This window comes from Peptoniphilus olsenii, from assembly GCF_040545475.1.
Taxonomy (GTDB): Bacteria; Bacillota; Clostridia; order Tissierellales; family Peptoniphilaceae; genus Peptoniphilus_A; species Peptoniphilus_A olsenii.
This window is the reverse complement of record NZ_JBEPMA010000004.1, coordinates 88,735-115,099: the sequence shown is the minus strand read 5'-3', so window position 1 is coordinate 115,099 and position 26,365 is coordinate 88,735. Positions and strand designations below refer to the sequence as shown.

The 26,365-nt window shown below is 30.0% G+C and carries 22 protein-coding genes; all 22 read right to left on the bottom strand.

Translation table 11 applies throughout. The features are described 5' to 3' along the window. Positions 1–5: 5 nt before the first annotated feature. Complete coding sequence (asnS, locus tag ABID14_RS04905) at positions 6–1,394, bottom strand: asparagine--tRNA ligase (protein WP_354367733.1); 1,389 nt, start codon at positions 1,392–1,394, stop codon at positions 6–8. 86 nt (positions 1,395–1,480) lie between these two features. After that, complete coding sequence (locus ABID14_RS04900) at positions 1,481–2,791, bottom strand: replication-associated recombination protein A (protein ID WP_354367731.1); 1,311 nt, start codon at positions 2,789–2,791, stop codon at positions 1,481–1,483. 4 nt (positions 2,792–2,795) lie between these two features. Continuing rightward, entirely contained in the window at positions 2,796–3,251 is a 456-nt protein-coding gene (gene nrdR, locus ABID14_RS04895; protein WP_354367729.1) for a transcriptional regulator NrdR, read from the bottom strand. A 43-nt stretch (positions 3,252–3,294) separates the two neighbouring features. Further along, the gene (ftsZ, locus tag ABID14_RS04890) at positions 3,295–4,380 is read right to left on the bottom strand and encodes a cell division protein FtsZ (RefSeq protein WP_354367727.1); all 1,086 of its coding nucleotides are present in this window, start codon (positions 4,378–4,380) and stop codon (positions 3,295–3,297) included. Between the two features lie 123 nt (positions 4,381–4,503). Next, positions 4,504–5,367: a cell division protein FtsQ/DivIB gene (locus tag ABID14_RS04885; RefSeq protein ID WP_354367725.1), complete on the bottom strand. Its 864-nt coding sequence runs from the start codon at positions 5,365–5,367 to the stop codon at positions 4,504–4,506. 4 nt (positions 5,368–5,371) lie between these two features. Further along, complete coding sequence (gene murG / locus ABID14_RS04880; protein ID WP_354367723.1) at positions 5,372–6,451, bottom strand: undecaprenyldiphospho-muramoylpentapeptide beta-N-acetylglucosaminyltransferase; 1,080 nt, start codon at positions 6,449–6,451, stop codon at positions 5,372–5,374. Then, a complete protein-coding gene (locus tag ABID14_RS04875; RefSeq protein WP_354367721.1) occupies positions 6,448–7,560 on the bottom strand; it encodes an FtsW/RodA/SpoVE family cell cycle protein in 1,113 nt (370 codons plus the stop codon). The genes murG and ABID14_RS04875 overlap by 4 nt, the downstream gene beginning before the upstream one ends. Position 7,561: 1 nt before the next feature. After that, entirely contained in the window at positions 7,562–8,881 is a 1,320-nt protein-coding gene (murD, locus tag ABID14_RS04870) for a UDP-N-acetylmuramoyl-L-alanine--D-glutamate ligase (protein WP_354367719.1), read from the bottom strand. A gap of 8 nt (positions 8,882–8,889) precedes the next feature. Further along, positions 8,890–9,840, bottom strand: coding sequence for a phospho-N-acetylmuramoyl-pentapeptide-transferase (gene mraY / locus ABID14_RS04865; protein WP_354367717.1), 951 nt, complete (start codon positions 9,838–9,840; stop codon positions 8,890–8,892). Positions 9,841–9,852: 12 nt separating this feature from the next. After that, entirely contained in the window at positions 9,853–12,279 is a 2,427-nt protein-coding gene (locus tag ABID14_RS04860; RefSeq protein ID WP_354367716.1) for a penicillin-binding transpeptidase domain-containing protein, read from the bottom strand. A 12-nt stretch (positions 12,280–12,291) separates the two neighbouring features. Continuing rightward, positions 12,292–12,699, bottom strand: a complete 408-nt coding sequence (locus ABID14_RS04855; RefSeq protein WP_354367714.1) for a septum formation initiator family protein — start codon at positions 12,697–12,699, stop codon at positions 12,292–12,294. Continuing rightward, a complete protein-coding gene (gene rsmH, locus ABID14_RS04850; protein WP_354367712.1) occupies positions 12,680–13,639 on the bottom strand; it encodes a 16S rRNA (cytosine(1402)-N(4))-methyltransferase RsmH in 960 nt (319 codons plus the stop codon). Before rsmH ends, ABID14_RS04855 begins: the two co-directional genes overlap by 20 nt. Continuing rightward, positions 13,640–14,068 carry a division/cell wall cluster transcriptional repressor MraZ gene (gene mraZ, locus ABID14_RS04845; protein ID WP_354367710.1) on the bottom strand — a complete coding sequence of 143 codons (429 nt, stop codon included), beginning with the start codon at positions 14,066–14,068 and terminating at the stop codon, positions 13,640–13,642. It abuts the gene before it with no gap. A 461-nt stretch (positions 14,069–14,529) separates the two neighbouring features. Next, complete coding sequence (locus tag ABID14_RS04840; protein ID WP_354367708.1) at positions 14,530–15,966, bottom strand: sensor histidine kinase; 1,437 nt, start codon at positions 15,964–15,966, stop codon at positions 14,530–14,532. Beyond that, entirely contained in the window at positions 15,950–16,621 is a 672-nt protein-coding gene (locus tag ABID14_RS04835; RefSeq protein WP_354367706.1) for a response regulator transcription factor, read from the bottom strand. The genes ABID14_RS04840 and ABID14_RS04835 overlap by 17 nt, the downstream gene beginning before the upstream one ends. Before the next feature lie 467 nt (positions 16,622–17,088). Next, the gene (gatB, locus tag ABID14_RS04830; protein WP_354367704.1) at positions 17,089–18,513 is read right to left on the bottom strand and encodes an Asp-tRNA(Asn)/Glu-tRNA(Gln) amidotransferase subunit GatB; all 1,425 of its coding nucleotides are present in this window, start codon (positions 18,511–18,513) and stop codon (positions 17,089–17,091) included. Continuing rightward, positions 18,510–19,961, bottom strand: a complete 1,452-nt coding sequence (gene gatA / locus ABID14_RS04825) for an Asp-tRNA(Asn)/Glu-tRNA(Gln) amidotransferase subunit GatA (protein ID WP_354367702.1) — start codon at positions 19,959–19,961, stop codon at positions 18,510–18,512. Before gatA ends, gatB begins: the two co-directional genes overlap by 4 nt. A 9-nt stretch (positions 19,962–19,970) precedes the next feature. Further along, a complete protein-coding gene (gene gatC, locus ABID14_RS04820) occupies positions 19,971–20,252 on the bottom strand; it encodes an Asp-tRNA(Asn)/Glu-tRNA(Gln) amidotransferase subunit GatC (protein ID WP_354367700.1) in 282 nt (93 codons plus the stop codon). Continuing rightward, on the bottom strand, positions 20,245–22,239 hold the full coding sequence (gene ligA, locus ABID14_RS04815; RefSeq protein WP_354367698.1) for an NAD-dependent DNA ligase LigA: 1,995 nt from the start codon (positions 22,237–22,239) through the stop codon (positions 20,245–20,247). Before ligA ends, gatC begins: the two co-directional genes overlap by 8 nt. Further along, positions 22,239–24,440, bottom strand: a complete 2,202-nt coding sequence (locus tag ABID14_RS04810; protein WP_354367696.1) for an ATP-dependent helicase — start codon at positions 24,438–24,440, stop codon at positions 22,239–22,241. Before ABID14_RS04810 ends, ligA begins: the two co-directional genes overlap by 1 nt. Positions 24,441–24,480: 40 nt before the next feature. Next, a complete protein-coding gene (locus ABID14_RS04805) occupies positions 24,481–25,164 on the bottom strand; it encodes a tRNA threonylcarbamoyladenosine dehydratase (RefSeq protein WP_354367694.1) in 684 nt (227 codons plus the stop codon). 50 nt (positions 25,165–25,214) lie between these two features. After that, positions 25,215–26,303, bottom strand: a complete 1,089-nt coding sequence (locus ABID14_RS04800; RefSeq protein ID WP_354367692.1) for an S-layer homology domain-containing protein — start codon at positions 26,301–26,303, stop codon at positions 25,215–25,217. Positions 26,304–26,365: the final 62 nt, after the last annotated feature.

The following is a 26,365-nucleotide window of genomic DNA, read 5'->3' as shown; positions in this document are numbered from 1 at the left end:
TTCTCCTAAAACTCAGCATTACCAACTGTTCTAGGGAATGGTATTACATCTCTAATATTTTTCATTCCCGTTATATACATTACAGCTCTTTCAAAACCTAGCCCATATCCAGAATGAACAACAGAACCATATCTCCTTAAATCAAGATACCAATTATAAGTGTCCATTTCCATTCCCATGTTCTTCATTTTATCTTCTAAAATTTCAATTCTGTGTTCTCTTTGAGAGCCACCTATTATTTCCCCAACACCTGGAACTAATAAATCCATTGCCGCCACTGTTTTTTTATCTTCATTTTCATACATATAAAAAGCTTTGATTTCTTTTGGATAATTAGTTACAAAAACAGGTTTCTTATATACTTCCTCTGTGATATATCTTTCATGCTCTGTCTGTAAATCTATTCCCCATTTAACTGGGTATTTAAATTCTCTATCAGCTTTTTCAAGGATTTCGATAGCTTCAGTATATGTTATTCTAGCAAACTCATTATCCACAACATTGTGTAATCTTTCTAAGAGATTTTTGTCAATAAAATTATTAAAAAATTCCAACTCATTAGGTGCATTCTCTAGCACATAAGTAATTATATACTTTAACATCTCTTCAGCTATATCCATATTTACATTTAAATCTGCAAAGGCAATTTCTGGTTCTATCATCCAAAATTCAGCAGCATGTCTTTGAGTATTTGAATTTTCTGCTCTAAATGTCGGACCAAATGTATAAATATTTTTAAATGCCAACGCAAATGCTTCGGCTTCTAGCTGTCCAGAAACAGTTAAACTTGTTTTCTTATTAAAAAAGTCCATAGAATAATCCACTTTATCTGCTCCAGAATGCAATAATTTATCCATATCAATAGTAGTAACTTGGAACATTTCTCCAGCGCCTTCAGCATCGGAAGCTGTTATTATTGGAGCATGTACATATACAAAACCCTTTTCTTGAAAGAATTTGTGAATAGCATATGCTATTAAAGATCTTACCCTAAATACAGCATTGAAAGTGTTTGAACGTGGTCTCAAATGAGCTATCGTTCTTAAATATTCCATTGTGTGCCTTTTCTTTTGCAATGGATATGACGCATCAGAAACACTTTCAGCTTCAATTTTACTTGCTTGAATCTCAAAAGATTGATTCTTACCAGGAGATTGTACTAGTTTGCCTTGTACTTTAAGTGATGAACTAATTGTATATTTATCTATTTCTCCAAAATTTTCAAGATCTTTACCATAAACAATTTGAATAGGTTTAAATACAGTTCCGTCAGTTAATTCTATAAATCCAAAATTCTTTGAAGCCCTAGCTGTCTTAATCCAGCCTTCAACAGTGATTTCTTTATCTAAATACTTTTCTGGGCTCAAAAAAATATCTCTTATACTAATTCCCATAACTCCTCCTACTTATCATACTTATAATGTTTTAGTATATTATTAATTATATTTTTTGTCAATTAATGTTTAGTTTTTGTCTATTTTTACCTGTTTTTTAGTTTATCCAAGCGCCTCTTAATTTTCTTTTCGTAGCCTATACATTTTGGTGTGTAATATGTTTTTCCTTCAAAATTTTTGGGAATATAGCTTTGTTCTACAAAAGCATTATCATAATTATGAGGATATTTGTATTTAATATTAGTGTCATTTGCAGGATTATTTTTATCTCTAATATACTTAGGAATAAAGATGTTCGCTTCTGCACCAACATCATCTACAGCCTTGTTTATACCAACATAACTCGCATTTGATTTTTCTGCGCTGGCAAGATATGTTACAGTTTGTGCCAAAATTAATTTCGCTTCGGGCATACCTACTGCATTTATACTGTTAAAACAAGAAGAAGCCATTACCATTGCCATTGGATCGGCATTTCCAATATCTTCAGAAGCAAAAATAATGAGTCTTCTGGCAATAAATTTTATATCTTCTCCACCTTCAAGCATCATAGCCAAATAAATTAGTGCTGCATCTGGATCAGTTCCTCTCATGGATTTTATAAATGCTGAGATAATATCATAATGTTCATTAGCATTTTTATCATATTTTATATTTTTTATCTGAAGTGAATTGACAATTGCTTCTTCACCAATTACGATTATATTTTCAGAATTTTTATCTGTCGATAGGGCTGCTATCTCAAGTGAATTTAATAAAAATCTACCATCACCATTTGAATTATTTATTAAAATATCACGTGCGTCTTTTGTAATTTCTATATTCATTTTGCCAAGTCCACGCACTTCATCATTTAAAGCCATATCGATTAACTTATTTAAATCTTTTTTATTAAGTGAGTTTAAATTTAAAATATGCATTCTAGAAAGAAGTGCCTTATTTACTTCAAAATAGGGATTTTCAGTAGTGGCGCCAATTAATATTATTATTCCTCTTTCCACAAAAGGCAGCAGTGCATCTTGTTGTGTTTTATTAAATCTATGAATTTCATCTATAAAAACTATAGTAGAAACATTATCAAACTTAACAGAATCTTCTGCTTTCGATAACACTTCTCTGAGTTCTTTTAAATTTGAAGTCACAGCTGAAAGTTTAATAAAATTTTTATTAGTTGACTTAGCTATTATATTAGCCAATGTAGTTTTACCTACTCCTGGGGGCCCACAGAATAACATTGAGCTAAATCTATCACTTTTTATAACTCTATTTAAATATTTTCCTTCCCCAATAATATGACTTTGTCCTACGAATTCATCTAGATTTCTTGGTCTCATTCTATCAGCCAAAGGTGCTAAATTCTTTAAATTATTTTGCATATTCAATTCAAATAAATTCATTATATCACTTCTTTTTTACGATACTTTCTAATTCATCTAGAAAAGATTGTAAATCTTTAAACTCGCGATATACAGATGCAAATCTTACATAACTGACATCATCAAGTTCTTTTAGTTCTCTCATTACCATTTCACCAATTTCTAAAGATGAAATTTCTTTTTTCATAGAATTTTGAATTTGTTTTTCTATATTATCTGCTGAATGTTCAATTTCAACTACTGAGACAGGTCTTTTCTCGCAAGACTTTATCATTCCATTTATTATTTTTTCTCTATCAAAAACTTGTCTATTTCCATCTTTTTTTACCACCATAATCGGAGTTTGCTCTATTTTTTCATAAGTTGTAAATCTTTTATTACAATTTAGGCATTCACGCCTTCTCCTTATAGTTGAGCCTTCTTCAGTTGGTCTTGTATCTATTACTTTTGAGTCAAAATGACCACAAAAAGGACATTTCATGCTTTCCACCTCATATAAAAAAAGGCCCCAAAAGGGGCACTAATTATTTATTTCTATTAATCCTCAAGAAAGAAGGGATTTTAAGTTCGCCATTATCTTCTTCATCAGCTTCTGTACTAGAGATACTTTTTCTGGGCTCGTTATTTGAAGCTTTATTTGATTTTTTATCATCTTTATATTGATCAAATTCAGTAGCTATAACTGTAACTTTTACCTCATCTTTAAGAGTTTCATCAATACCTGCACCAAAGATTAAGTTTACATCTTCAGAAACACAATCTCTAATTAAATCAGCAGCTTCATTAACTTCAAAGATTCCTAAATCTGAACCAGCTGTAATATTTAGCAATACAGATTTTGCACCTTCAATTGAAGTTTCTAGAAGAGGAGAATTAATTGCCATTTTAGCAGCTTCTGTAGCTCTGTCATCTCCAGATGCACGTCCAATACCCATATGTGCTATACCTTTGTCATACATAATTGTTTTAACGTCTGCAAAGTCCAGATTAATTAAACTTGGGATTGAAATTAAATCAGAAATACCTTGTATACCTTGTTTTAAGATATCATCTGCCATTTCAAAAGCTTGTGCGAAACTTGTCTTTTTATCAGAAATACTGAGTAGTCTGTCGTTTGGAATAATAACTAGAGTATCTACTTTTTCTTTTAAAGCATTGATTCCTCTTTCTGCAGATTTTGCTCTTCTATGTCCTTCAAAAGTAAAAGGTTTTGTAACAACACCTACAGTAAGTAAGCCCAATTCTTTTGCAACATCGGCTATAATTGGAGCAGCACCTGTTCCTGTTCCACCACCCATTCCTGCAGTGATGAATACCATATCTGAACCTTCTAATGATTCTCTTATTTCATCTCTAGATTCTTGAGCAGATTCTTCTCCAATATCAGGATTAGCTCCAGCACCTAGACCTTTAGTAATTTTTTCACCAATTTGAATTTTTGTCTCAGCTAATGAGTTTTTAAGTGCCTGTTTATCGGTATTAAAAGCAATAAATTCAACACCTTTAACGCCAGCAGTAATCATTCTATTAACGGCATTGTTACCGCCACCTCCTACGCCGGCAACTTTAATTTTGGCAAATTCATCTTGGTCCATATCGAATTCCAACATAAACATCCTCCTCGTATAATAAATTACATAAATTTTAATTCTATTAGTTCTATTTTATAGAAAAATAGCTAATTAGTCAACATATAAAGAGTTTAAATCAAGATATTTAAACATATATATAAACTAGTTAGAATTTTCTTTTTCGTCTATTTTTTCTTCTATATATCTTTTATCGTCTTTCCATGTATTTTTTTCTTCATTTTCATTAGAAGAATCAATTTTTGAATTTTCCTCAACAATCAAAATCGGGTTAGTTCCCTTCTCCATTTGTACTACTGTTGCATTTTTATCAGTTTTTTTGATATCTTCTAATATCAACGATAACATTCTAAGTTTGTACTCCATATTATTATAAGAGCCAAATTCTACTTTTATTCCGTCTAAAGTTACAAAAGTAGTCAAAGAATCAAGTAGTTCAATAGATTTAATATTGCCAACTAAATTGTACTTAGAATCTTTTAACTCCATAAGCAGAGCTTTTTTTTCTTTATCTTCTTTGTAAGTTAAGATATAAGAACCGCCTTTTTTATTTTCTACATTAAGTCCACTTAAATTTAATAAATTATCTGTCTTATAATCTTTCTCTTCTAATATTCTAAAATTTTCGTCAACTAAGAGATACTTTGTAGACTCTACTTGATAATAAGGGCTGCGTTCCTCTACAATTATATCAATATTGCCACCCAACTTGTATTTTATTTTTGCATTTTTAATATAAGCAATACTCTGTATTTTTTTTATCCTATCTCTTTTTGAGATACCAAAATATTTATTCCCTTTCTCAAGTCCTGATACTTTGATTATCTCTTTAGCACTTACTTTTTGTGCTCCCTGTATATTAACAGAATTTATATTAAAGAGATTAGAGTTTTTTAAAGAAAAAATTATTAAAAAAATAAATGTAAAAAAAATAAAAAATCTAAAAAAAATCCTAAAAAATTTCTTCTTTTTATTAACTTTTCTTTTAACTTTTTTTTGCGCACTCATAGAATCACTTTATCATATTATCAACAATTTGCGAAACAGCCCCTGGGCTAGCTAACTTTCTGGAATTTTCTTTCATTTTTTGTAATTTGTTCTTATCTTCTAATATATCTAGAATATTATTATATAATTTTTCACTATTTAAGTCTTTTTCCTCAATGACTTCGCTAGCACCCATATCAGAGTATGACTTAGCATTAAAATATTGATGATTTCCTGCGGTATAAGCTTTTGGTATAAGTATTGAAGCAAGACCTACTGCCGATATTTCTGCTAAAGTCATTGCTGATGATGAAGCTATAACAAGATCAGAGCTAGCCAAATAATCAGAAACTTTGTGAGTATAATCATAAATTTCTACATTGGAAGGAAGTTTTACAATTCTCTTCATAAAATCTTCGTAATGTTCTCTACCTGTTATATGAACTAATTTAAATGGTAACTTTTTATATTTATTCAAAATTTCAATCATAGCATCATTAGTAGATTCTTGACCACCGCTACCACCAAAAGAGAATACAAATTTTTCATCATCCAAAATACCCAATTCTCTGCGAGATTTTTCTCTATCAATATGCGAGAAATCATCTCTTATAGGATTTCCAGTGTAGATGATATTTTGATTGTCGAGATATTTTTCAGCTTCTTTAAAATTAATAAAAACCATATCAGCTTTTTTTGCTAAAATTCTATTTGTCTTTCCTGGATAAGCATTTTGCTCTTGTACAACAGTTTTAATATTATATTGCTGTGCCTTAAAAACTATAGGTGCACAGACATAACCACCTGTTCCTATTACAATATGTGGTTTAAATTCTTTTAAAATTTTGCCACTTTGGTTTAATCCTTTTAATAAATTAAATATAGTAATAACTGTATCTTTATTTAATTTTTTGCGAGGCAATCCAGAAATATCTATCCCTTTAAATTCAAAACCATATTTTTCTGCTAACTCTTCTTCCAAGGAATCTTTCTTTCCTACATATAAAATTTTAGCTGTTTTGTCCTTTTTCTTAATTTCTTCGCCAATAGCAAGGGCAGGATATATATGTCCACCTGTACCCCCACCTGATAGTATATATTTCAATTTGTACCTCCTGTTGAAATCTTCAATAAAACTGCAGTAGCAACTATTGCCATGATAAGTGCAGAACCACCATATGAGATAAATGGAAGCGTAATTCCCGTAACAGGAAGAAGTTTAGCTGCAACTCCCATGTTAAAAAATGCCTGAATTCCAATAAAAGTTGTAATTCCCACAGCAGTTAATTTATCAAAGTAATTTTTAGAATTAACTGCTATCATATATCCTCTAAATATATATACTAGAAATAATATCAATATAATCATACAACCAATAAGTCCAAATTCTTCTGCAATTACAGAATATATAAAGTCCGTATATGCTTGTGGTAAATTTGTATATTTTTGTCTAGAACGAAATAAACCCACTCCTGCATATCCTCCTAGTGCAAATGCATAAAGTGATTGCCTAGCTTGATACAAATCTGCAGATAAGTAATCTGTCGAGTCAGAAACAAAACCTAAAAGTCTTTCGATTCTATATTTATTTTCATCATCAGTTAAAATTAATATAATTCCAACAATTCCTATTATTACAAGAATTCCAAATTGCTTTTTATTTAGACCGGCACATACGAGCATTGCAAATAGAGCCATTCCTATAACTACAGCAGTAGAAAAGTCTTTTATCATTACCGGTGCTACAGATATACCCAATATGAGCAATATTTTGAAAAAAGTTTTGGCATCTCGCAATTTATTAATATTTTTAGATAAATATTTAGCAAAAAATATAATCGATGTAACTTTCAAAATATCCGAAGGTTGAAACAAAATTCCTAAACCAGGTATTTTTAACCATCTTGCTTGCCCATACACTTCTTGTCCTACTGGTGTCCACAATAGACCAATTAAAATAAGGGAAACACCAAAAATCCAATCTATATTTTTATATATAACTCCTTTTGGCATTTTCAATATAAAAATTAAGGCAATTATTCCCACTATAAGAAAAACTGCCTGTCTAATTGCATAATGAAAACTATTATAGTCATATTTTTTTGCCGAAGGAAATGAAGCAGAAGTCACTGCAACAATTCCTATTATAATGAGAAATACAGTTACTATTAAAAGTGGTAAATCCACGTCTTTGATATTTCTTTTGAGCTTCATACTAAATCAACTCTTTAACAATATTTTTAAAATGTCTTCCACGTTGCTCATAGTCCTTGTACATATCCCAAGAAGCACAAGCTGGTGAAAACAGTACATCGTCCTTTTCACTAGCAAAATTGAAGGATAGATTAACAGCTTTTTCCAAGTCTTTTACTATATAAAAATCCAATCCTTCTTTTTTACATACTTTAGATATTTTAGGTGCTGTCTGACCAAACAATATAAGTAATTTTAATTTATCTTTATTATTTTTAATCATTGTATCAAAACTTGCACCTTTGTCATAACCTCCAGCAATTAAAATTACATTACCGTCCATAGCTTTTATTGCTACATCAGTTGAATCTGGATTAGTTCCTTTTGAATCATTATAATATTTTACGCCTTTTAGTTCTCTGACAAATTCTATCCTATGTTCAACACCAGTAAATAATTTTATGGATTGCTGTATTTTTTCATTATCAATCCCTAAGATTTTTGCAATTATTATTGCTCCCATTACATTTTTAATATTATGTTCACCAGGAATTTTTATTTCACTTGTTTTTATTATAGGTTGAGAGCTCATACCATCATTGTAATAAATTACTCCATCTTTGACAAATGCTCCCATTTCAGAAATTGGATCAGTAGAAAAATAATATTTTTTAGATTTGATGCTAGCTACATTTTGCATATTTCTATCTTCATAATTTAAAATTCCAAAGTCATTTTCATCTTGATTTGCAAATATTTTAAATTTTGCATTTATATAATTTTCAACGCTTCCGTGCCAATCTAAATGGTCACTTGTAACGTATGTTAGAAGTGCTATATGAGGTTTGAATTTTTTTGTATCTTCTAATTGAAAAGAAGAAGCCTCAATTACTACATAGTCCTCTTTGGCAGCCTTATTAGTTATATCAAGTATACCATTGCCGATATTTCCTACATCAAATGTTTTGTTCTGCCTTTGTAAAATATCCTTAACAAGAGTGGTAGTAGTGGTCTTTCCGTTTGTACCTGTAATAGCCACCACGTTTTCACTTTTTAAAAACCTGTAACTCAGTTCAATATCAGAAATAATTTCTATACCAAGTTCTCTAGCTTTATCTAATATTTCATGATATGGATATATACCTGGACTTTTTACAATTAAATTGATTTTTTCTAAGTCATATATATTAAAAATCACAAAATCTTCTTGAATGTTTTCTTCATTTAAATTTTTATTTTCATCATAAACATAAATTTTACATGGATAATTAGTTAAAAATTTTAATGCAGATTTACCTGTAACGCCCATACCCATAATCAATATATTTTTATTGTCAAACATTTAATCACCTAAAATAATATAAAATAAGAAATTATACAAAGTATAAATTGCACTGTGCAAAATATATAAACAACCTTTTTTTCATGCCATCCCTTATGTTCAAAATGATGATGAAGTGGTGACATCAAAAATACTCGTTTTCCAGTAGTTTTAAAACTTATTACCTGAATAATTACAGATAGTGTTTCCATGAAATAAATTCCACCCGCTATTGGCAGTATTAGGGGGATATTCAAAAGGACTGCAATAGCAGAAATAGCTCCTCCAAGTGCCAAAGAACCAGTATCACCCATAAAAACTTTTGCTGGATACTTGTTAAAGAGCAAAAAGCCAATTAGAGCACCCATCAATGTAGCACAAAATATTGCAATTTCTGGTCTATTAAATTTCAAAGAACATATGACAAAAAATCCTAAAGTGATAATAGTAACACTTGAGGAAAGCCCATCTAAACCATCTGTTAGGTTAACAGAGTTTACAGTACCGACAACTACAAATATAATGAATGGTATATAAAACACACCAAATGAATAATACGACTTCAAAAATGGAATGTATAAATCAGTTTTAAATACTGAAGAATTATATTGATATATTAGAAGGATTATTGTTACAAGAATTTGTAATACCAACTTTTGGTAAGCCCTAAGTCCTAAATTCCTTTTTTTGACTACTTTTATATAATCATCAATAAAACCAACGATTCCAAAACCAAGCGTAGAAAAAATTATCATAGCAACTGATAATTTAAAATTTCTCACTAAAATTGTGGTAATAATCATAGAACTTAAAAATATAATTCCACCAATTGTCGGCGTTCCACTTTTAACTAAATGAGACTTTGGTCCGTCTTCACGTATACTTTGTCCTGCATGTAACCTTCTAAGCAATGGGATAAATAATTTGCCAAATATAGCAGAAAATATAAATCCTATTAAAACATCTAAACTATAACTCATCTTAACTCCAGTCTAACTATTACTTTCCTTTTTGTTATTTTTATTCAAAGTTGTATTTTTATTTGTGTCATTTTTCTTTGAATTATTTGAATTATTAGAAACAACTTTATTTTTATTATTGTTATTTTCTATATTATTTTTATCTTTATCAGTTTCATCTTTACTTACTGAATAATTTATAATAACCGTACTGCCAATATCTAGTTTTTCACCAGCACGAGGGCTTTGGGACACATAATCACCATCACCTTTGATATTATACTCTAAATTCATTGAATTTAAAATAGATTGAACTTCTTTTTTAGACTTTTTGCTAAAATCAGGCACCACAACTGTATCACTGTCATTGTTGTCAATTACAAGGTCAATAATCGAATCTTTTAATACATAGGAACCTTGCCCTGGGTTTTGACCTATGACTACAGCATTGTCTTTAACATCCACTGCCCCTGTATTAAATCTAAGACCTGAAGATATTAAACTTTTTCCAGCATCGTCTAATAATTTTCCATAAACATCAGGTACTGTAGTATACTCGTCTTTTTCTTCTACTTCCTCAGTCTTTGGAATCCCTAGATAATTTAAAGATTGAGATAATACTTCTGATACAACTGGAGCGGCAACTACCCCACCTAAAATAGCTTTTTTAGAACTATTTACTACAACTAAAACAGTTAGCTTTGGATCATTTAAAGGAGCAACTCCTACAAATGAAGAGTTAAAAGCATCAAGATAACCTGTAGGAGTTGCAATATTTGCAGTACCAGATTTTCCTCCAACTTCATATCCGGGAACAGCTGCTAATTTTCCTGTCCCATTTTCTACAACTCTATACATCATGGATTTCATTTTTTCAGAAGTGTCTTCAGAAATTATTCTTCTTTTTAGTTCAGTTTTTTTCTTTTCTACAATATTTCCATTTGCATCCACAACTTCCTTAACTAAGGTTGGCTTATTTAAATAACCACCGTTAGAAATAGCACTAACTGCATTTGTAAGTTGAAGTGGTGTAACTGCTATTGAGTGCCCATATCCCATAGTTGCAAGAGTTACAGGATGAATAGTAGAAGGATCTTGAGGTACAATACCAATAGATTCTCCATATAATTCTATTCCTGTTTTTTTGCCAAAACCAAAAGCGTCAATATATTTCAAAAATTCTTCTTTGCCTAATTTTTGTGCAATTTGTATCATCGTCATATTGCAGGACTGTTCTATAGCTTCAGCTAGAGTTTTACCTCCTCTTTGATGCGATGTACATGTTAGAGTTCTATCTCCGACACGCATAGCACCATTACAAGTGAATACACTATTTGGTTGAGCTTTATTTTGTTCAATGGCTGCAGCAGCTGTTATTAATTTAAATGTAGAACCAGGTTCGTATTGGTCATTTACATTAAAATCACGCCAATTTGAATACCAAATGGCAGTTTTCTCTTTATCTGTATATTCGTCCCAATTCTCTTCTTGTTTATTATTTATTGGTTCCTTTGGTTTATTTAAGTTATAATCATCTTTTGTTGTCATCGCAAGAATTTCACCAGTCATTGTATCTTGAACTATAACTGACACAAAACTTGCGTCATTTTCTTCTTTTGCTTTAAGAGCCGCTATTTCGGCAAACTGTTGTATGTTTGAATCTATAGAAAGAACTATTGAATAACCTTCTTTTGGTGCATAAGTTTCCTCATCTGTCAAAGGTATTTTATTAAAAGCATTATCCTTCAAAGAAACATTTTTCCCAGCTATCCCTGTTAGTTCCTCATCATAACTAGCTTCAATTCCATATTGACCTACATTTTCATCATTGGTAAATCCTATTATATAAGAAGCCAAATTATTGAAAGGATAAAATCTTCTAGTTACATCATCTATAGACATTGCTGCTAAATTTTTCTTATTAGTTTTATTTTTTTTATTATTTTCTGTTACCTGTGTTCTAAGTTTAACTAATTCTTTTGCTTTAGCTCTTTCTACATTTGATGCAAGCCTTACAACTTTATCACCCTTCATTTTCTCGCGGATATCTTCAGTCTTTTCTCCTAAAACTTGTGCTATTACTTCTGCATCTTCATCAAAAAGTTTATTCTGCCTTTTTACGAATTCTGAATTAGATTCCTCTTTTGTTTTCTCAATAATCTTTGTATTATAAAAGATATTGCAACGAGTAACATTAACGGCCAATTCTTTTTTATTTCTATCGTAAATAATTCCCCTTTTAGAATTGATAACTTCAGTTCTAGTTAACTGATTGAGTGCCGAAATAGTGAGTTCTTCTGACTCAACAATTTGTATATAAAATAGTCTAAATATCAGTGCTAAAAACAAAAAAGCTAGAATAACAAAAAACCAGAATATAGATTTATTTGAACTCTTAAGCTTTCTACTAAATCTATTCTTACCTTTTTTATTTCTAGCTCTATTATTATTATTTTTCAATTAGTGATCCTCCTAATCCTTAGTAAAAGATCTCAAAACTGAAACAATGGGACTCAAAAACACGTTATAGTTAATATCTCCTGTTTTTTTCTCTACACTTGAGTCTACATAGACTATTTGATTTTCATCAGGATAAACCATTCCTAGTCTATACATTGCTTCATCTGCAACATCAGCAGATGATCTAATTCCTTTAATCTCTCCAGAAAGAGTAATTTTTGTTTTGTTTAATTCATCAATTTTTGCTTGTTGAGATAATATCTGTCTATCTAAGGATGCAATTTGCGAATACATGACTATCATAGCAGTAACTACTATTACCACAATTAACATAGTCAACATAAAAGGCCTATTATTTAATAGGCGATTCCTATTAATATTATAACTTCTTTTTGAAATTTTATCTGTATTTTTTTTCATTTTTTACCTCAACTTTTTCTGCAACTCTTAGTTTTGCAGAATGGGACCTATTATTTAAGCTTAATTCTTCTTTAGAAGCAGTAATTGGTTTTCGCGTTATAATCTTTACTTCTTTTTTCTTATCACAAGTACAAATTGGTGCGTTTGGAGGGCAAATGCAATCTTTTTCCAAATACTTAAATGCCTCCTTCACGATTCTATCTTCCAAAGAGTGAAAAGATATTATCGCAATTCTACCTTTGGGATTTAAATGACTTACAAATTTATATATTGAATTTTTTAATACGTCTAATTCAGAATTAGTCTCAATACGCAGTGCCTGAAAGGTTCTCTTGGCAGGGTGGGGTCCATTTCTTCTAGCACCCACAGGTATAGCATTTTTTATAATTTCTACGAGTTCAAAAGTAGTATCTATTGTTTTAATTTTTCGGCTGTCTACTATAAATTTAGCAATCCTCTGAGCCCATTTCTCTTCTCCATAGCTTGAAATAATTCGTGTCAAGTCATCTTCCGAATAAGTATTTATAATTACTCTAGCATTTAAATCCTTATCTTTGTCCATTCTCATATCTAATGGTGCATCATATCTATAAGAAAAACCTCTCTCTGGATTGTCAAATTGATAAGAAGAAACACCTAAGTCTAGCAAAACTCCATCTATTTTTTCTATATGTAATTGTTCCAATGCTTTTTCAAAATTTAAATAATTATAATTAAATAGTCGGACATTATTAAAATCAGATAGTTTTTCCTTAGATTCTTCTATAGCTCTACTATCCTGATCAATTCCTATCAAAAGACCTGTGTTATTTAATAATTTACAAATCTCAAAACTGTGACCTGCTCCACCTAAAGTTCCATCTAAATAAATTTTTTCTTTGCGGACATTTAATCCTTCAATTGTCTCATTTAGTAAAACACTTTTGTGTACAAAATCCATTTATATACCTAACTCCGACATCTTTTCTGCTAATTCCTCATACGAAAGAGCTTCCTCTTCATTGTAGGAATTCCAACTATCTTCTGACCAAATTTCTGCCCTATTAGCAAGCCCAATAATTACACATTTATCATCTAACTCAGCGTAAGTTCTTAGATTTTCTGGCACAAGTACTCTTCCTTGTTTATCAAGAGTGCAATCGACAGCCCCCGAAAAAAAGGTTCTCACAAAAGAGCGCACTGCTCTATTTGTCATTGGCAATTCTTTAAGTTTGTTTTCTATTTTTTCCCATTGATCTTTGGGATACAAAAATAGACAATTATCTAGCCCCTTTGTCATAACAAAAATTGACAAATCTTCTCTAAATTTTGATGGAATTGTAATTCGACTTTTGGGATCAAGGCTATGTCTATATTCGCCAATTAACATTTTTATCTACCACTTTATAACATTTTGTACCATTTTATTCCATTTTGTTCCACCTACATTTATTTTACTACATTGTTTCTGTATAATCCAGCATTTGCAGCAGCTTTTTAAAATAGGGTCTTTAGTCCTTAATATTTATTTTTGATGAAATTTAAGCTCGAAATTATACATTTTTATCTCAAATTAGAATTATAAAAAATAGGCTCAAAAATAAAATTCGAAAATAAACTATATTTAACATCATTTTTTAATATTAAATATCAAACTTAGGCTTTTTATGTATCTAATTTCAAATAAATTCAAGTATTACTTATTATTTGTATAGATTAATCACCACAATAATCTTAATAAAAAAAATTTTGGATTTTTAGAGACATGTGTGTCAAGAATAATCCAAAATTTTAATTATAATTATTAATTTTTTAATTACTTATATATACATATATATCTTGTATCAATATTTACTTGGTAGCTACGAAGTAAAAATCGCTTCCTTTTCCTAGTTCTGAATTTACTCCATATTTAAAACCATGCATCTCAAGAATTGTTTTTACAATAAATAATCCAAGTCCCGTTCCAATTTCTGGACGAGTATGATTGTTTCTTACTCTATAAAATCTCTCCCAAATTCCATCAATATCCTGTTCACTAATACCAATTCCCTTATCAACGCAATGAAATTCGGTATAATTTTCATCGCCTTTTATCGTTATACAAATTTCTTTATTATTAGGCGAATAATTTATTGCATTGTTGATTAGATTATAAATAACTTGTCGAATTTTTGATTTATCGGCTTTAACAGTTGTATTGCCTTTAGTATCTATTTGAAAATTATAATCAAGACAGCTTTTATTTATTTTAAATCTATCTATGACTTCATATAAAACCTCTGTTAAATCAAACTCTTCTTTGCGTGTTTCTTCTAAATTTGATTCAATCTTGGATAAATCTAATAAATCATTTACTAGATTAGTTAAATTATCAGTTTCTGATATTATGGTTTCGAGATGCTTATTTCTAAGTGCTTCATTTGGTCCAGATATATCACGAATCATTTCACCATATGATTTTATTACTGTTAGAGGAGTCTTTAAATCGTGACTGACATTGGCAACCAAATCTTTTCTCATTTCTATAGTTTTTGTCAATTCATCTTTAGCATAGTTTAGAGTATTCGATAAATCGTCAATTTCACTGTATTCCCCTTTTCTAAATTCTACATTATAATCTCCTCGTGCAAGTTGCTTTGCAGTATTAGACATTCTAACTAATGGACGTGAAAGTCTTTTAGAAACAAAATAAGCCAAAACAAGTGCTAAACCAAGTGAAATAATCGATATAATTAAAAGAATTCTTTTTATTACATCCACTGTAGCATCTACTGGTTTAAGTACTGAATTGATATATAAATAATAATCTTCTCCATCGGAGTTTCCTAAATATCCTGCATAAACAATTGATGGGTCTTTTAAATTTTCATATCTAACTGTATATATTTTATAAGTTCTATTCTCCCTTTTTAGAGAACCAAAAAATTTGTCGAAATTTTCCCAAATCATCCTCGGTCTTTCGATAAATTCATCAAATAATCGGAGCGGATAAACCCATGCCCCATTTTCATCTAATACTTTAATTTCAAGACCCTTTGTATTCGCATAATTGGAAATTTTGGTTTCAAAATTTTCAGAAGTATAATCATTTCTAAGTTCATTGCCAACTTTTGTAACTTCGTGAATTTTCATTGTTTCGTAAAAACTTGATAGAAATACAGTTTGAAATATCCAGATACAGATTAAAATAAGTGCCGCAAAACTTACAAAATATTTCCACAGCTTAAAGAGAATGCTATTGGTATCAATCCTAAGTCTTTTAATCTCTTTAATCTCTTGTATCAAACTTATATCCCACTCCTCTCACGGTTACTATAAATTTCCTATAATCTTTCAAAGAATTACGTAGCATCTTAATATGTGTGTCCACGGTTCTATCTTCGCCATAAAAATCATAACCCCATACTTGATTTAAAAGTTTATCTCTTGATAGGGCAATATTTTCATTTCTAACCAAGAATACCAGCAAGTCATATTCTTTTGGAGTAAGTCCCACTCTATTTTCATCAACAAATACAACTCTACCGTCCAAATCAATTTTAAGGCCCTCATAAGTAAGTATTTGATTGTCATCAGTTTTATTGTTGCGATTTACTATAACATTTAGCCTAGCCATAAGTTCTTTTGGCGAAAAAGGTTTTGTCACATAATCATCGATTCCTATTTCAAATCCAAATAACTTATCATATTCCTCACTTCTAGCTGATAGCATTAGAACAGGGATATTCTTTATTTTTTTTATTTCTTTATAAGATGAAAACCCATCAAGTTTGGGCATCATTATATCCATAACAATGACATCAAAATCCTCTTCTTTTACTTTGTCTATTGCTTCAATACCATCTTTAGCCTCAACAACTTCATGCCCTTCAAATTCTGCATAAGTTCTAATCACTTCTCTTATACTTTTTTCATCATCAACAACTAAAATTTTAAACATAGCACCACCCATATAAATTTTAATATATTATATAATTAAACTGTGAATATTAAATGAAATTATAAAAATTAACTTACTAATCAATAAATATAAAGACCTTTCAAAAAATCAAATATAATCTCTTCATATCCAAATTTAAATTTCTAGATTATAAACGAAATAAACGAACAATTGTATAGTTTATATAATACTCAAATAAATAAAAAAATCAAACAAAATATCGTATTGACGACCAATGAATATATTCTTATATTTAATACAAATAATGTTTGATAAAATAACACTTAATAATTAAAAAGAGATATTTCATTTAAATATAAAGACTATCTAATCTCCACTCAGTCTAACCGACTTGTATACCTCGCTTTAGATAAAAATTTTGAAAGTTTTTATAATCAAATTCTTTTAATATTACATAAAAAAGAATAACTCTAAGACAAAATCTTAGAGTTATAATATAAATATATTTAGTTCATTTTTTTAGTTAGCATCTCGTTAGCCATTTGTGGATTAGCTTTTCCTTTTGATTTTTTCATTACTTGACCAACTAAAAATCCTAATGCTCTATCTTTTCCCGCACGGAAATCTTCAATTGATTGTGGATTTTCCTCAAGAACTTCATCCACAATTTTTTCAATTTCAGATGCATCAGAAATTTGAACAAGTCCCTTTTCTTTTATAATTTCATCAGCAGATTTATCAGTTTCAAACATCTCTCTTAAAACTTTTTTACCAGCATTATTATTGATTTTTCCATCTTTAATGTATTTAAGAAGATTGATAAACTCTTTATTATCAAAAGGAAGTTCAAAAGTTTTCCCATCTTCAATTTCGACACGTCTTAATATTTCAGTTTGAATCCAATTTGATAGCATTACATAATCGTCAAAGTCTGTTGCCATTTCTTCAAAAAATTTCGCAAGCTCTCTTGAAGATACTAGAACTTTCGCATCTTCTGTGGTTATACCATAATTTTTGACAAATCTTTCTATCATAATATCGGGAAGTTCAGGCATATTTTTAATAATCTCTTCAATTTCATCATCAGAAATATTAAGAGGTGGTAAATCGCCATCTGGCGCAAATCTATAATCATTGGCCGTATATTTCACTCTCATCAAAACTGTTTCGTTTAATGAGTCATCCCATCTTCTTGTAGTTTTTATTTCATCTTTATGATTTTCAAGAATATCAATATGTCTTTTACTTTCAAAATCAACAGCCTTCTCTACTCCTCTAAATGAGTTTAAGTTTTTAACTTCAGTTATTGCTGTTTTTTCACCCGTAGTTGTATTTTTAATATTGACATTTACATCGCATCTCAGTGATCCTTCTTCCATCTTACAGTCAGAAATATCTAGAAATCTAAGAGTAGATTTCAATTTTTCTAAAAATTCTCTTGCTTCAGCACCACTTGAAATATCTGGCTTTGTAACAATTTCAATTAATGGAACTCCACATCTATTATAATCCATTAATGTTTCGCCTTCTTCGGTATGAAGTGCCTTAGCAGTATCCTCTTCCATTTGTATTTGGAATATCCCAATTTTTTTAGGACCATTTTCTGTTTCTATTTCAAGAAATCCATCTGTGCAAATAGGTTTATCATTTTGGGTAATTTGATAACCTTTTGTCAAGTCGGGATAAAAATAATTTTTCCTATCAAATTTTGATCTATTATTTATAGTACAGTTAAGAGCTTTACCAGCCATAACTGTATAATTGATTACATTTTTATTTAAAACAGGAAGCCCACCTGGAAGTGCCATACATACAGGACACACATTTGTATTTGGCTCATCTCCAAATGAGTTTTTACATGAGCAAAATGCCTTTGTTTCGGTTGAAAGTTCTACGTGAATTTCAAGCCCTACGATTGTTTCATAACTCATCTTTGTAAACTCCTTTCAAATCCAAGTGCTGTTTTTAATAAATCTCTATCTTTAAATCTCTTTCCAGTAAATTCTATACCAACAGAAAGTCCATTTTCACCAATAGGCATAGGCAAAGATATTGAAGGAGAACCAATCATATTAGCAGGTATTGTGAATAAATCTGATTGATAAATTTCTGTTAAACTCATTTCGTTTTCAATCTTAAGTGGCAAACATGGAGTTGTTGGACAAATCATAAAATCATAAGATTTGAACAAATCATCCATATTTTTCTTAATTAAACCTCTAACTTCTAGTGCTTTATTATAATACTCGTCAGCAAAATCAAGAGAAAGAATATGAGTACCTATCATAATTCTTCTTTTCACTTCATTTCCAAAACCTTCACCACGAGATTTTTTATACATATCTTCAATACTATCAAAATCTTTTTTAGTTCTATGACCAAATCTTATTGAATCAAATCTTGCCATATTAGATGATATTTCTCCATTAACAAGAATATTATAAGTTTCAATAACGTATTTTAATGAGTCAATATCGTATGCTTCAACAATAGCCCCATTGCTTTTAAGAATTTTTATTGCTTTTCCAAATTCACTTTTAACATCTTTATCTAAATCCATATCTAAAAATGCACTAGGAATTGCAAATTTAATTCCTTTTAAATTTTCTTCTAAGTCTTTAGAATAATCAAAATCGTATTTTAGTCCAGGATTTCCCACTGAAGTTGCATCTCTATTATCTTTGCCTTCTAATACATTTAGCATAGTGATAGCATCTCTTACATCTTTGGCAACTACGCCTGGTTGATCAAATGTATTAGCCATTGATGCAACACCATATCTAGAAATTGAGCCATAAGTAGGTTTAACTCCTACTACTCCACAAAAACCTGAAGGTTGTCTTACAGACCCGCCAGTATCAGTACCAATAGAAATGCAAGCTTCACCTGAACTTACAGACGCAGCCGATCCACCAGATGAACCTCCAGAAACCCTAGTTAAGTCTAGAGGGTTTTTGGTTATTCCAAAATAAGAAGTTTTTGTAGATTGACCCATAGCAAACTCATCTAGATTAACTTTACCTAGAATTATTCCATCATTAGCCTTGATTTTTTCTACCAATGCTGCATCATAAGGAGATATATAATTTTCTAGCATTTTAGAGGCACAAGTCATTTTTATATTTTTGACAGAAATATTATCCTTAATAGAAATTGGAACACCTGCTATATCAGATACTTCTTCTCTGTTGTTGAACTTTTCATCAACTTTTTTTGCATTTTCAAGTGCAGCTTGTTCAGTAACTGTTATATATGCATTTATATCTTTATCTACCTCTTTAATTCTATCAATATATTTTTTAGTAATTTCTTCACAAGAAAAATCTTTATTTCGTAATCCTTCGGCAATTTCCCATGCCTTTAGTTCATTTATATTCAAGCCTTCCTCCTAATCTACAAATTTCATTAACTTGAAATAGCCATATTTCTTAGTAGGTGCATTTTCTAGGGCTTCATCTTGAGATAAAGACTCCAAAACTCTGTCCTGTCTAAAATTATTTTCAGTGCCATTTACTTGGAATACTTCGTCAATTCCTTCTGTATCAATCTCTTTTATTTTCTCAATTAATTTTAAATTTTCATTGAATCTATCCTCAAAATTATCAAGTTCTTCATCAGAAAATTCAATTTGAGCGATATCGGCAATATGCTTTATATCTTCTTTATTCATTTGAACCCCCTATTATTTTATCTAAGGTATTTATATCTATTATTTCTGTGCCAAGTTCTTTGGCTTTATTATATTTAGAGCCTGGATTTTCACCCATCAAAAGATAGTCTGTATTTTTAGTAACTGAACCAGTGACCTTTGCTCCTTCATTTATCAGCAACTCCTCAATTTCCTTTCGAGGTTTTGTCAATGTTCCAGTTATAACAAAAGTTTTTCCAATAAGTTTTTGCTCTGTATTTTCCTGTCCAGAATATTTAGGTCGTACTCCCAAATCCAGTAATTCTTTTATAGCTTTTTTATTTATATCATTATTAAAAAACTTAACTATTTCAGCTGCGGTAATTTCTCCTATATCACCGATTTGTATTAAATCCTCTGCACTAGCCTTTTTCAAATTATCAAAAGATTTATAATGATTAGCCAAATCTCTAGCAGTTTTTATACCGACATTTAAAATACCTAAGGCATATATAAAATTCTCGAGCTCTACATCTTTAGAGTCTTCTATGGCATTTAATATATTTTTAGTCCTTTTTTCTTTAAAACCCTCAATTTTCATGAGGTCATCCGCCTCTAAACGGTATATGTCTGGTATCTCTCTTAAATGTGTTGTAGACATTAATTTTTCAATAGTCTTTTCACTAAAACCAAGTATATCCATTGCATCTCGTGAAGCAAAATGCGTAAGTCGAGAAACCAGCTGTGGAACGCAAGATAAAGTGTTAGGACAAAAAATATGAACTCCATCTTGATATAGCGGATAATTGCATGAAGGACAGTGAGTTGGTTTTTTTATCTCTTCCGTATCTGTCTCTGTCGGTAATGCTCCCATTATTTCAGGTATTACATCATTAGATCTCCTGATTAAAACTCTAGAACCAATTTTTACTTTTTTTCTCACAATATCGTCATAATTATTAAGTGTAGCTCTTCTTATTGTAACTCCACCTATTTCGACAGGATCTAAAATAGCTGTGGGTGTAACTTTTGACGTTCTACCCACATTCCATATAACTTCTCTAAGAACAGTAGAACTCTCTTCTGCTTCAAATTTATAGGCAATGGCCCATCTTGGGAACTTGTTAGTATATCCCATAAGCTTACGGGTGTTGAAGTCATTAACCTTAATTGTTACACCATCAATTAATATATCGAGTTTATTTCTATTTTCACCAATTTTTTGAATTTCTGCAATAATATCATCGAAATTATTAACCTTAAAATTTATACTAGATATTTTAAAACCTTCATTCTTCAAAAAGCTTTTCATTTCATCATCACTTTTAAACATGTCTTCTTCTGTGTATCCAATATTGTAGAAAAAAGCAGTTAGATTTCTCTTTTTTGTTTCCATAGGATTTAGATTTCGAAGTGCACCTGCAGCTGCATTTCTTGCATTTTTAAGTTTTTCTTCATTTTGCTCGTTATATTTTGCAAGTTCGGATAATGGCATGAGTCCTTCCCCTTGAATTTCAAGAGTTTTAGAATAATTTATTTTAAGAGGCACCGAATAAATAGTTTTTATCTGGTCTAAAATTTCTTCTCCAACTATTCCATTGCCTCTAGTAGAAGCCATCACGAGTTTTCCATTTTTATATGTTAGGTTTATAGTCAAACCATCAAATTTAAATTCAATTATAAATTCAGGATTTGGCAATTGGTTTTTGTGATTTTTATTATATTCTTTTACAAAATTAACTACTCTATTATACCAGTTTTTAAGTTCATTTTCACTTTGTGCTTTGTCTAATGAATATAATCTCCCAAGATGTATATGTTTCTCAAACTTTTCTAAAATATCCCCACCAACTCTAGTCGTTGGAGAATATTCAAGCACTGTCCCGGTTTCTTTCTCAAGACTCAATAATTTATTATAAACCTCATCATACTCTTTATCAGATACAATTGGATCATCTAATGTGTAATAATGATAATTTAATTTATTAATCTGCTCGATTAATTTTTCCATCTCATGAATTTTATCCATCAATCCACCACCTTCAATGGAGCAACTGAAAGCATTAATTTTTTGAGTCCCTTTTTATCAAAAGATATTACAATCTCATAATCGCCACTTTTCTCTTTTTTCTGCACGACCATACCTTTACCAAAAATTTTATGTTTAACTTTGTCCCCTACACTGATATCTGAGGAATTTATATTTAAGTTTTTCTTTGCTGATGTAAAATCATTTTTCATACCAATAAATCTGTTACTCTTAATTTTACCAGTAGTACCCATTCCATAATCAACGACATTTACAAGATTTTTATTTTTATCTTCTATGATTTCTATTGTATCTTGCATTTCACCAATAAACCTAGATTTAATAGCTGGAGTAGATTTTCCGTATATTGTTCTTGTCATTGATGAAGAAATATATAATTCATCTTCTGCTCTTGTAGCACCAACATAACATAATCTTCTCTCTTCTTCTAAATCTTCTTCATCATCAAGTGAACGAGAATTAGGGAAAAGCCCCTCTTCCATTCCAACTAAAAATACAACTTTAAATTCAAGACCTTTCGCCGAATGAAGAGTCATTAAATTAACACCTGTATCGTCTTTTGTCTTGTCAACATCAGAAAGAAGAGAAAGAGTATTTAAATATTCAGCAAGTTCTACTCCTTCTTTATCATAATCCATAATATTTGAATGTAATTCATCTATATTTTCAAGACGTGTTTTAGCTTCAATTGTATTTTGAGTTTTTAAATCTTCAACATACCCACTTTCATAAAGGACTTCTTCCATGAGCTTACCTACTGTTAAATCACTTGCTCTATCAACCAATAATTTTAAAATATTTCCAAAACTTCTGACATTTTTTCTCGCTCTGATGTTTAAATCCTCGAAGCTATCAATTTCTGTTACAACATTATAAAAGGTAGTATTATTTTTTTCAGCATATTCTAAAATATCATTTACAGTTGTCTCGCCTATACCTCTTTTGGGTCTATTGATAATTCTCGCAAGACTTATATTATCGTAAGGATTGTTGATTACTTTTAGGTAAGCAAGCACATCTTTTACTTCCATTCGGTCGTAGAACTTAAGTCCACCCACTATTTTATAAGGTATCCTCTCTCTAACTAAGGCCTCTTCAAAACCCCTAGATTGAGCATTGGTTCTGTATAAAATAGCCATATCTTTGAAACTTCTACCTTTATAATTAAGTGAAATAATTTTTTCTACTACTCCATATTCTTCTTCATAAGAGTCCCTGAATTCTTTATATTTAACACTTTCGCCAAGATCACGAGAAGTCCACAACTTTTTTTCTAATCTTTCACTATTGTTTTTAATAACAGTATTGGCAACATTTAAAATATTTTGTGTAGAACGATAATTTTGCTCAAGTTTAATAGTTTTAGCACCAGGAAAGTCCTTCTCAAAATTTAATATATTGCTAATATCTGCACCTCTCCATTTATAAATAGATTGGTCATTATCACCAACAACAGTTAAATTAGGACTTTCACCTGCTATCATTTTTATTAGTTCATACTGTATTCCATTTGTATCTTGATACTCATCGACAAAAATATACTCAAATTTATTTTGATAAAATTTCAAAACATTGTCATCTAATTTTAAAAGTTCAACTGTTTTAATAAGTAAATCATCAAAATCAAGTGCATTATTTAATTTTAATTTTTTTTCATATTCCTCATATAACAAACCTATATTATATAAATAAAAATCATTTTTGTGTTCTTCAATAAAAGATTTAGGTTCAATTCCTTGATTTTTGATATTAGAAATATTAGAAATAACAGCACGAGGATTATATGTCTCTTTATTCAAATCCAAATCTTTAATGGCTTCTTTTACAACTGTCAATTGATCATCTCTATCATAAATTGTGAAATTTGTATTATATCCAAGTCTTTCAATGTTTTTTCTTAAAATTCGCACACATATAGAGTGAAAAGTACCAATCCACATTGGATCCACATTTTGGTTAATCAAGTCGCTAACCCTGTCTTTCATTTCATTAGCAGCTTTATTAGTAAAAGTTATGGCCAAAATCTTCCACTCGGCTACATTTAAATTCTCTATCAGATATGCAATTTTACTAGTAACAACACGAGTCTTACCACTGCCTGCACCAGCAAGTATTAGTACTGGTCCTTCCGTGGCAAGTAATGCCTCTTTTTGTCTATCATTTAATGTATTAATATCCATTTTCTCACCTATTCGTAAATATTATATGTTTTTTTAGCTATTAATTCAAATTTAAAATATCTCTTATTACATAAGAAGTTAAAATCATTCCACTAACTGGCGGCACAAAAGATATCGAGCCTGGTGTTCTATTGTGCGTTTTTATTGGGAGCTCACTAGAACTTACCACTGGTATATTTTTAATGCCCATTTCTTTTAACTTTTTTCTCATAATTCGTGCGACAGGATCATTTTTTGTCTTTTCAATTTTAGTGATTTCAATAGCAGTTGGATCCATTCTATTTCCAGCCCCCATAGCAGATATGATTTTTATACCCTCTCTTACAGCTATCTCAATTAATAAAAGTTTTGAGCTAATACTATCGATAGCATCGACAATATAATCATATTGATTAAAATTAATTTTATCACAAGTTTCTTTAGAAAAATTCATATTATACTTATCAACAATTATATCTTGATTTATACTTTTAAGACGTTTTTCAGCAACATCAGTCTTATTCTCTCCAATATTTTCAGTAGAAGATAATATTTGTCTATTTAAATTTGTAATATCAAAAGTATCTTTATCCACAACACCAATCTTACCAATTCCAGCACGTGCCAGACTTTCTACACATGCTCCTCCAACACCTCCAAGACCAAAGACTAATACTGATTTAGAATTTATTTTTTTGATATCCTCAGCTGAAAGCATATTTTCCATTCTATTTAAAAATTCCATATTTCCCCCAAAATAAATGGCTGTCTATAAAAAACAGCCACTTTCTATTTTTAATTAAGTTTTATATCCAATAGACTGTTTTTACCTAAAGTTCCACTACCAGATACTCTATCACCTATATTATAATGTCTATTGGCGTTTATAGTAATTAAACTTCCTGACGAATAATTAGAATTATCCGAGTCTATAATCCTAATTTTTAAATATCTAACAGTTCCAGCTTCAGTCACTTCCATAACTTCACCAGTAAAATTAACTGTTTTGTTCTCTTCTATTTTTTCTTCTGATTCAGTATTCTCATTTATTGTATCATTTATAATCGAATCACCTGATAAGTCTTCGTCACTGATATTATCTTGTACGGGTTGTGTTGGTTTATTTAATTCATCAACATTTTCATTTAAATCGCCGCTCTCTTCTGGAATTAAATTGTCAACCTCAACCTTATTATTAGGATTTATAATGTTGTTTTTGTTAGCTTCAGACCACGACAAAGTTTTAGATGTTATAACTGCCATCTCACTTCGCCTAATTGCTTTATTTCCGTTAAAATAACCTTCAGAACCTGTAGAAGTAAAAATATTTGCATTCACTAGCTCTGGCAAATAACTAAAAGTTAAAGGTGCAATTTTATTTTTATCTTTGTAATTTAAATTTGATGCATCAGCATTTTTACTAAATTTTAAAGCTCTAGCAAAATATACAGCAATTGAATTTCTACTCGGATAAACTTTAGAATCTATAAACCCGCCTTTTTTAGCTTGCTCCAAAGTTTTAGCTGTTATAGTTTTATGCTCAATATTAAAAGCAACAGCTCCTCGTGCCCACTCAGGAACACTATTTGCATTTAAAAATTCTAAATTCTTATTGATAGCTTCTTTCAAATAGGCATCCGATGGATTTAAAGTAGTTTTGATAATCTGCATAGTTTCTAAAAAACTAACTGCATTATTAGGTTTGAATTTACCATCTTCATAACCATTTAGAATTTTTTTATTCGATAATTCATCTATATATTTATAAGCCCAAGAAACTCTGCCATGTGGTTTTACATCTTTAAATTCTTTAGCAAAAATATTAGTTGGCAAAATCATCAGTGTAAGGGCCAAATTAAAAGTTAATATTTTTTTCTTATTCATCTTATCACTCCAATTTATATTATATCATTGGAATTTCTCATGACAATAAAAAAAAGAAAATA

Coding starts and splice junctions, on each gene's coding strand:
- asnS (WP_354367733.1), bottom strand. CDS start 1,394: ATGGGAATTAGTATAAGAGATATTTTTTTGAGCCCAGAAAAGTATTTA.
- ABID14_RS04900 (WP_354367731.1), bottom strand. CDS start 2,791: ATGAATTTATTTGAATTGAATATGCAAAATAATTTAAAGAATTTAGCA.
- nrdR (WP_354367729.1), bottom strand. CDS start 3,251: ATGAAATGTCCTTTTTGTGGTCATTTTGACTCAAAAGTAATAGATACA.
- ftsZ (WP_354367727.1), bottom strand. CDS start 4,380: ATGTTGGAATTCGATATGGACCAAGATGAATTTGCCAAAATTAAAGTT.
- ABID14_RS04885 (WP_354367725.1), bottom strand. CDS start 5,367: ATGAGTGCGCAAAAAAAAGTTAAAAGAAAAGTTAATAAAAAGAAGAAA.
- ABID14_RS04875 (WP_354367721.1), bottom strand. CDS start 7,560: ATGAAGCTCAAAAGAAATATCAAAGACGTGGATTTACCACTTTTAATA.
- murD (WP_354367719.1), bottom strand. CDS start 8,881: ATGTTTGACAATAAAAATATATTGATTATGGGTATGGGCGTTACAGGT.
- mraY (WP_354367717.1), bottom strand. CDS start 9,840: ATGAGTTATAGTTTAGATGTTTTAATAGGATTTATATTTTCTGCTATA.
- ABID14_RS04855 (WP_354367714.1), bottom strand. CDS start 12,699: ATGAAAAAAAATACAGATAAAATTTCAAAAAGAAGTTATAATATTAAT.
- rsmH (WP_354367712.1), bottom strand. CDS start 13,639: ATGGATTTTGTACACAAAAGTGTTTTACTAAATGAGACAATTGAAGGA.
- mraZ (WP_354367710.1), bottom strand. CDS start 14,068: ATGTTAATTGGCGAATATAGACATAGCCTTGATCCCAAAAGTCGAATT.
- ABID14_RS04835 (WP_354367706.1), bottom strand. CDS start 16,621: ATGTTTAAAATTTTAGTTGTTGATGATGAAAAAAGTATAAGAGAAGTG.
- gatB (WP_354367704.1), bottom strand. CDS start 18,513: ATGAGTTATGAAACAATCGTAGGGCTTGAAATTCACGTAGAACTTTCA.
- gatC (WP_354367700.1), bottom strand. CDS start 20,252: ATGAATAAAGAAGATATAAAGCATATTGCCGATATCGCTCAAATTGAA.
- ligA (WP_354367698.1), bottom strand. CDS start 22,239: ATGGATAAAATTCATGAGATGGAAAAATTAATCGAGCAGATTAATAAA.
- ABID14_RS04810 (WP_354367696.1), bottom strand. CDS start 24,440: ATGGATATTAATACATTAAATGATAGACAAAAAGAGGCATTACTTGCC.
- ABID14_RS04805 (WP_354367694.1), bottom strand. CDS start 25,164: ATGGAATTTTTAAATAGAATGGAAAATATGCTTTCAGCTGAGGATATC.
- ABID14_RS04800 (WP_354367692.1), bottom strand. CDS start 26,303: ATGAATAAGAAAAAAATATTAACTTTTAATTTGGCCCTTACACTGATG.